The sequence below is a fragment of the Kitasatospora sp. NPDC024654 genome, assembly GCF_055559155.1.
This window is the reverse complement of record NZ_JBVHLF010000037.1, coordinates 40,030-46,238: the sequence shown is the minus strand read 5'-3', so window position 1 is coordinate 46,238 and position 6,209 is coordinate 40,030. Positions and strand designations below refer to the sequence as shown.

Sequence of the window (6,209 nt, the reverse complement as noted above, 5' to 3'; positions counted from 1 at the left end):
TTCCCCCCGCTTGCCCTTCCCCCCCCCCCCCCCCCCCCCCCCCCCCACCTCCCCCCCCCCCCCCCCCTCCCCCCCCCCCCCCACGCCCCCCCCCCCCCCCCCCCCCCCCCCCCCCGCCGGTGGGGCCGTCGCGGCCGGCTCGGCCCACATCACCTCCACCGTGGTCGAGCCGTGCTGCAGCCGGATCCGGCTGGGCGGGGTGGGGGTCGACCGGGCCAGTTCGGTGACGCTGCGGCAGACCGACTCCAGGTCCGCCTGGCCGGTCGGCACCGGACCGGCGGCGATCACGAACCGGCGGCTGTGCCGTGCTGGGACCTGCTTGTCGTTGGTCTTCTTCTCGGTGTTGTTCAGCGTCATGGTGCACCTCTCCCGGACGACGTCCCCGCCTCGATGCCGAAGCGGTGGAACCGGTTCCTGCGTTCCTGGAGGAGCCGCTCGGGCTCCCAGGGGGTCAACTCGTCGAAGGCGGCGGCCAGCGCGGCGCCGAGCATGCCGGCGGCGCCCGCGTGGTCCTGGTGCGCGCCGTCCGGGGGCTCGGGCACCACACCGTCGACGATGCCCAGCCTGAGCAGTTCCCGGGCGTGCAGCCGCAGCGCGCTGGCGGCGGCGGGGCCGGCCTCGGCGTCCTTCCACAGGATGGCCGCGCAGCCCTCCGGGCTGATCACCGAGTAGACGCCGTTCGCGCTGACCAGCACCCGGTCCGCGACGGCCAGGGCGAGCGCGCCACCGCTGCCGCCCTCGCCGATCACCACGGAGACGATCGGCACCGGCAGCCGGGACATCAGCCGCAGGTTCTCCGCGATGGCGACGGCCTGGCCGCCGCGCTCGGCCGCCGGGCCGGGGTTGGCGCCGGGCGTGTCGATCAGGGTGACCAGCGGCAGGCCGAGCTTGGCGGCCATCCGCATCAGCCGGGCCGCCTTGCGGTAGCCGGCCGGCTCGGGCATGCCGAACTTGCGGCGACGGCGTTCGGCCAGGTCGGGGCCGCCCTTGTGATGGCCGATCAGCATCACCGGGCGGCCGTCGAGTCGCCCGGGGCCGCCGACGATCGCCGCGCAGTCGTCGGCCAGCCGGTCGCCGTGCAGTTCGTGGAAGTCGTCCAGCAGGTGGCCGACGTAGTCCAGGGTGGTGGGCCGGTCCGGGTGCCGGGCGAGCTGGACCGCCTCCCAGGAGTCCTGCTCGGTCACGTCCTCCAGGTGGCGCAGGATCTCGTCGCCGGTCGGGCCGGCGGTGTCCGGAAGGTCGGCGGGGGCGGCGCCATCGGCCCGGTCCCGCGGGCCGCACAGGCTCAGCAGCCGGCCCAGCGTGCCGCGCAGCGCCGGGCGCGCCACCACGTCGTCCACCATGCCGTGTGCGAGCAGGAACTCGGCGGTCTGGAAGCCCTCGGGGAGGGTCTCGCGGATGGTCTGCTCGATCACCCGCGGCCCGGCGAAGCCCATCCGGGCGCCGGGCTCGGCGATGATCACGTCGGCCAGGGTGGCGAAGGAGGCCGCCACACCGCCGTAGGTCGGGTCGGTGATCAGCGAGACCACCAGGATGCCCGCCTCGTCCAGCTCGGAGATCGCCTGCGCGGTCTTCGCCATCTGCATCAGGGAGAGCACCCCCTCCTGCATCCGGGCGCCGCCGGAGGCGGTGACCAGCACCAGCGGCAGCCGCAGCCGCAGGCTGGTCCGCGCGGCCTCGGTGATCTGCGCGCCGACCCCGCAGCCCAGGCTGCCGCCCAGGAACTCGAAGTCCATCGCGGCCACCACGGCCGGCTGCTCCTCGATCCGGCCGGTCACGCAGAGCACCGCCTCGCGCAGGCCGGTGCTGGCCCGGGCGTCGAGCAGCCGGTCGGTGTAGGGCCGGCTGTCGACGAACTCCAGCGGGTCGGTCATCGGCTCGACGTGCCGGATCGGCGTCGCCGAGCCGGGGTCGAGCAACAGCGCCAGTCGCTGGCGGGCGGTCAGCCGGGAGTGCCAGCCGCAGTCCGGGCAGACCCGCAGGTTCCGCAGGAAGCGCTTGCCGTAGATCAGTACGGCGCAGCGTTCGCAGCGCACCCAGTCGGGTACGTCGGCGGTCGATCGGTCATCGGTCCCGACCATGGTGTCTCCTCCAGCTTCGCCCGGACCACTGCGCCACGGCGGCGGCTCAGGAGGAGCCGGTGCGCTCCCAGCGGTAGAACTCGCGGGCCATCGCGTCCTTCGGCTCCCGCCAGGTGGCGGGGTCGTAGGCCCGAACGTGGGCCTCCAGCCGCCGGCTGACGTCCCGGAACTCCGGGTGCTCGACGTGCTGGGCCACGGCCGGACCGGGCGGCCGCTCCGACTCGATCAGGTGCAGGTAGACGTCGCCGAACTGGAACAGGCTCCGACCGGTGACGCCGATCAGCCGCGGCAGCTCACCACGGTCGGAGTCGGAGAAGATGTCGGCGATGTCGGGAGCCGAACCCGGGTTCATCCGGGCCACGATCAGTGCGCGGTGCATCGTCCGGTCAGCCCTTCCCGTGCTTCTTCTCGACCTTGTCCCGGATGAGTTCCATCTGGATCCGGGAGTTGCGGTTGATGTGGTTGGTCATGCCCTCGTCGTCGACCGGGGCGGTGGGCTTCATGGCGAAGTCCTGGATCCAGCGCATCCGGGTGCCGTCCAGCACCTCGGCGTACTCCCAGCGGATGTCCATGAACTCGAACGGACCGGGTTCGACCCGGCGGGCTCGGACGGCGAGCGCGTGCCGGTCGGTGGTGCGCTCGGAGACCCAGCTCCAGACCTGGCCGTTCTCGTCGGGGTGCATGGTGAGCCGGAAGGTGGTGCGCGGGCCGTCCCGGTCCAGGATCTCGACCTGGGCGTACTCACTGAACAGCTGCGGCCAGTTCTCCAGGTCGTTGGTGACGTCCCAGACCAGGTCGACGGGGGCGGCGATGACGATGGTGTTGTCGGTGTGACCGGCCATTTCAGACTCCGTTCTGCGCGGTGGTGTTGAGGTCCTGCGTGGTGGTGTTGACCGCCGCGAGGAAGGCGTGCGGGGTCGCGGAGCTCTCCGCGCCGCTGGTGATCGGGGTGCCCCAGCGGTTCTCCAACTCGCCCACGATGCCGAGCAGTGCGAGCGAGTCCACGCCGAAGCCGTCGAAGGTCGCGTTGGGGTGTTCGAGGTCCGGCGGGGTGACCTTGATCCCGGCCCGGGTGGCGATCAGGGTGGCCAGCTCGTCGTAGGTGAGAGGGGGATTCATCGCGCTTCTCCTTGCTGATGGGGCGAGTTGATGTTTCGTCAGTCGAGGCCGTCCGGGCGGCGCAGCAGCATCGCCGCGTTGGAGCCCATCAGGCCCCGGCTGAGCACCAGGGCGGTGCGCAGCTGCGCGGATCGCGCGAAGTCGCACACCAGGTCGATGCCGTGGCACAGGTCGGTGATGTTGGGGGTGGGCGGCACCACGCCCTGTTCCAGGGCGAACACGGCAGCCGCGGCGTCGAGCACCGGCGCGCCGCAGTAGGCCCGGCCGAAGCCCGCCTTGGGCGCGGTGACCGGGACCCGGCCGGCGTGCTCGCCGAGCGCGTCGGCGAGCGCGAGGGCCTCTGCGTGGTCCGCCTCCGGCACCCCGAGCGCGTCGGCGAAGACCACGTCGACCTCGTCGGGGGCGCACCTGGCCTGGTCGAGCGCGGTGCGGATGGCCCGGGCCAGCCCGTGCCGGGACTCCTCCCAGCGCGAGGCACCGGTGAAGGTGGCGCCGTGCCCGGCCAGTTCGGCCCGGACCCGGGCGCCGCGGGCCCGGGCCGAGCGCTCGTCCTCCAGCACGAACATCGCGCCGCCCTCGGCCGGCACGAAGCCGCAGGCGCTCGCGCCGAACGGCTGGTAGGCCCGCAACGGGTCGTCGGACAGGCTGAGTTCGCGGTAGCCGAGCTGGCAGACCATCGAGTAGGGGGCCAACGGCGCCTCGGCGGCGCCGACCACGACGGTGTCGGTACCGCGGCGGATCGCCCGGGCGGCGTGCGCGAGCGCGTCCAGTCCGCCGGCCTCGTCGCTGGCCACCACCGCGCACGGGCCCTTGAACCCGCCGCGGATCGAGATCTGGCCGGTGCTGGCGGCGTAGAACCAGGCGATCGACTGGTACGGGCCGACGTACTGCGGGCCCTGGCCCCAGAGGTTCTGCAGCTCGCGCTGGCCGAACTCGCCGCCGCCGGAGCCGGCCGCGGTGACCACTCCGACGTTGAACGGCGAGCCCTCGCCGATCCGGAACCGGGCGTCCTTGACCGCCAGGTCGGCCGCCGCCATCGCGTAGTGCGTGAACCGGTCGGTCTGCACCAGGTAGCGGCCCTCCACCGCGGCCTCGGCGTCGAAGCCGTGCACCTCACCGGCGATCCGCAGCGGAAGTTGGGTGCAGCCGTCCCGGGAGACCGGCGCGAGGACGCTGACGCCCTCGCGGACGGCCTTCCAGAAGTCGTCGGCGCCCACTCCGTTCGGCGCGATGACGCCGATTCCGGTGACCACCGCGCGGCGGCCGGCCTGTAGGCCTGTCATGCCTTCACTCCTTTCGGCTGAGCACCACGGCGGACTGGAAGCCGCCGAAGCCGCTGCCGACCGACAGCACGTGTCGCAGGGGCAGCTCGCGCGCCGTCCCCGGCACGTAGTCGAGGTCGCACTCCGGGTCGGGCGTCTCGTAGTTGGCGGTCGGCGGCACCACGCCGCTGGCCAGCGCCAGGGTGCACGCCACCAGCTCTATCGCGCCGATCGCGCCGAGCGAGTGGCCGACCATCGACTTGATCGAGCTCATCGGGGTGCGGAAGGCGTGCGCACCGAGCGAGCGCTTCACGGCGGCGGTCTCGTGCCGGTCGTTCTGCTTGGTACCCGAGCCGTGCGCGTTGACGTAGTCGATGTCGGAGCTGGCGACGCCCGCGTGGGCGAGCGCCCGGTCGATCGCCTCCGACATCTCCCGGCCCTCCTGGGTCAGGCCGGTCATGTGGTACGCGTTGCCGAAGGTGGCGAAGCCGCCGAGTTCGCAGTAGATCCGGGCGCCACGGCGTCGGGCGTGCTCCAGCTCCTCCAGCACCAGGACGGCGCCGCCCTCGCCGAGCACGAAGCCGTCCCGGCTGGCGTCGAACGGCCGTGAGGCGTGGGTGGGATCGTCGTTCCGCGAGGAGGTGGCCTTGATCGCGTCGAAGCAGGCCACCGTGATCGGGGAGATCGGCGAGTCCGAGGCGCCGGCCAGGCAGACGTCGGCCCGGCCGTCCTCGATCGCGTGCAGCGCGTAGCCGACGGCGTCCAGCCCGGAGGTGCAGCCGGTCGAGACGGTCTGCACCGGACCGCCGGCGCCAGCCTGTTCGGCCACCGCGGAGGCCAGCGTGCTGGGCGAGAAGGCCCGGTGCAGGTGCGGCTCGGCCTCCCGGTGGTCGACGTCCCAGCGGTCGCCGCGGCTGCTGACCGCGACGTAGTCGTGCTCCAGCCGGGTGGTGCCGCCGACCGCGGTGCCCAGCGAGACGCCGAGCCGCCAGGGGTCCTCGCGGGCCAGCTCCAGCCCGGCGTCGCGCACCGCCTCGGCGGCGGCGACCAGGGCGAACTGGACGTAGCGGTCGGAGCGGGCGATCTGCTCGGGGGTCAGGCCGCAGGCCCCCGGGTCGAAGTCGCACTCGGCGGCTATCCGGGAGCGGAACCCGGTCGGGTCGAAGAAGGTGATGCCGCGGGTCGCGGTGCGCCCGGCGGTGAGGGTGTCCCAGAACTGCGGGGCGCCGATGCCGCCGGGGGCCACCACGCCGACCCCGGTGACCGCCGCCCGGCGGGTCATGACGCCCCGCCGGACGCCCCGACCTGGACATGCGGGCCGGTGCCCGGGGTCTCCTCGGTGTCCACGTGGCCGAGGTCGGGCCGGGGGGCCAGCGGGCCGAGGTGGAAGACCATCCGGGCCTCGGTGTCGCCGACGTTGCGGAACCGGTGGCGCATGTCGATCGGGATCATCAGCCCGTGGTCGGCGCGCAGCTCGTGCGTGACGCCGTCCAGGTCGACCTCCAGCTCGCCGCAGACCACGTACACGAACTCCTCGGAGTACGGGTGGTAGTGCTCGCTGATCCGCTCGCCCGGCTGCATGATCGCCAGTCCCATGAAACCGCTGGTGGAACCCACGGCGGTGGGGGTGAGCATGGCGCGCAGGTCGCCACCGCGGCGGCGGTTGGGCGCCGCCTCGTCGACATGCATGATGCGTGGGGTCTGCGTGGTCATGGTTTTCCTCTCCAAGTGGCTTCGCAGGGAGGGC

The 6,209-nt window shown here is 73.4% G+C and carries 7 protein-coding genes and 1 pseudogene; all 8 read right to left on the bottom strand.

Going from position 1 to position 6,209, the window contains the following annotated elements; genetic code table 11:
• Positions 1–357: pseudogene (locus tag ACZ38L_RS21990) on the bottom strand (hypothetical protein); the annotation flags it as partial.
• Positions 354–2,081, bottom strand: a complete 1,728-nt coding sequence (locus ACZ38L_RS21985; protein WP_465696107.1) for an acetyl-CoA carboxylase carboxyltransferase subunit alpha — start codon at positions 2,079–2,081, stop codon at positions 354–356. The gene ACZ38L_RS21985 and the pseudogene ACZ38L_RS21990, both read right to left, overlap by 4 nt.
• Before the next feature lie 46 nt (positions 2,082–2,127).
• Positions 2,128–2,460 carry a TcmI family type II polyketide cyclase gene (locus ACZ38L_RS21980; protein WP_465696105.1) on the bottom strand — a complete coding sequence of 111 codons (333 nt, stop codon included), beginning with the start codon at positions 2,458–2,460 and terminating at the stop codon, positions 2,128–2,130.
• A gap of 7 nt (positions 2,461–2,467) precedes the next feature.
• Entirely contained in the window at positions 2,468–2,923 is a 456-nt protein-coding gene (locus ACZ38L_RS21975; RefSeq protein WP_465696103.1) for an SRPBCC family protein, read from the bottom strand.
• A 1-nt stretch (position 2,924) separates the two neighbouring features.
• On the bottom strand, positions 2,925–3,200 hold the full coding sequence (locus ACZ38L_RS21970) for an acyl carrier protein (RefSeq protein WP_465696100.1): 276 nt from the start codon (positions 3,198–3,200) through the stop codon (positions 2,925–2,927).
• A gap of 38 nt (positions 3,201–3,238) precedes the next feature.
• Positions 3,239–4,483, bottom strand: a complete 1,245-nt coding sequence (locus ACZ38L_RS21965; RefSeq protein WP_465696097.1) for a beta-ketoacyl synthase N-terminal-like domain-containing protein — start codon at positions 4,481–4,483, stop codon at positions 3,239–3,241.
• A 4-nt stretch (positions 4,484–4,487) separates the two neighbouring features.
• The gene (locus ACZ38L_RS21960; RefSeq protein ID WP_465696095.1) at positions 4,488–5,744 is read right to left on the bottom strand and encodes a beta-ketoacyl-[acyl-carrier-protein] synthase family protein; all 1,257 of its coding nucleotides are present in this window, start codon (positions 5,742–5,744) and stop codon (positions 4,488–4,490) included.
• Positions 5,741–6,175 (bottom strand): cupin domain-containing protein, encoded by a 435-nt coding sequence (locus ACZ38L_RS21955; protein ID WP_396562591.1) that lies wholly within the window; start codon positions 6,173–6,175, stop codon positions 5,741–5,743. Before ACZ38L_RS21955 ends, ACZ38L_RS21960 begins: the two co-directional genes overlap by 4 nt.
• Positions 6,176–6,209 lie beyond the last annotated feature (34 nt).

Excerpts from the sequence above, each read along its gene's own strand:
- ACZ38L_RS21985 (WP_465696107.1), bottom strand. The coding sequence starts at position 2,081 with ATGGTCGGGACCGATGACCGATCGACCGCCGACGTACCCGACTGGGTG.
- ACZ38L_RS21980 (WP_465696105.1), bottom strand. The coding sequence starts at position 2,460 with ATGCACCGCGCACTGATCGTGGCCCGGATGAACCCGGGTTCGGCTCCC.
- ACZ38L_RS21975 (WP_465696103.1), bottom strand. The coding sequence starts at position 2,923 with ATGGCCGGTCACACCGACAACACCATCGTCATCGCCGCCCCCGTCGAC.
- ACZ38L_RS21970 (WP_465696100.1), bottom strand. The coding sequence starts at position 3,200 with ATGAATCCCCCTCTCACCTACGACGAGCTGGCCACCCTGATCGCCACC.
- ACZ38L_RS21965 (WP_465696097.1), bottom strand. The coding sequence starts at position 4,483 with ATGACAGGCCTACAGGCCGGCCGCCGCGCGGTGGTCACCGGAATCGGC.
- ACZ38L_RS21960 (WP_465696095.1), bottom strand. The coding sequence starts at position 5,744 with ATGACCCGCCGGGCGGCGGTCACCGGGGTCGGCGTGGTGGCCCCCGGC.
- ACZ38L_RS21955 (WP_396562591.1), bottom strand. The coding sequence starts at position 6,175 with ATGACCACGCAGACCCCACGCATCATGCATGTCGACGAGGCGGCGCCC.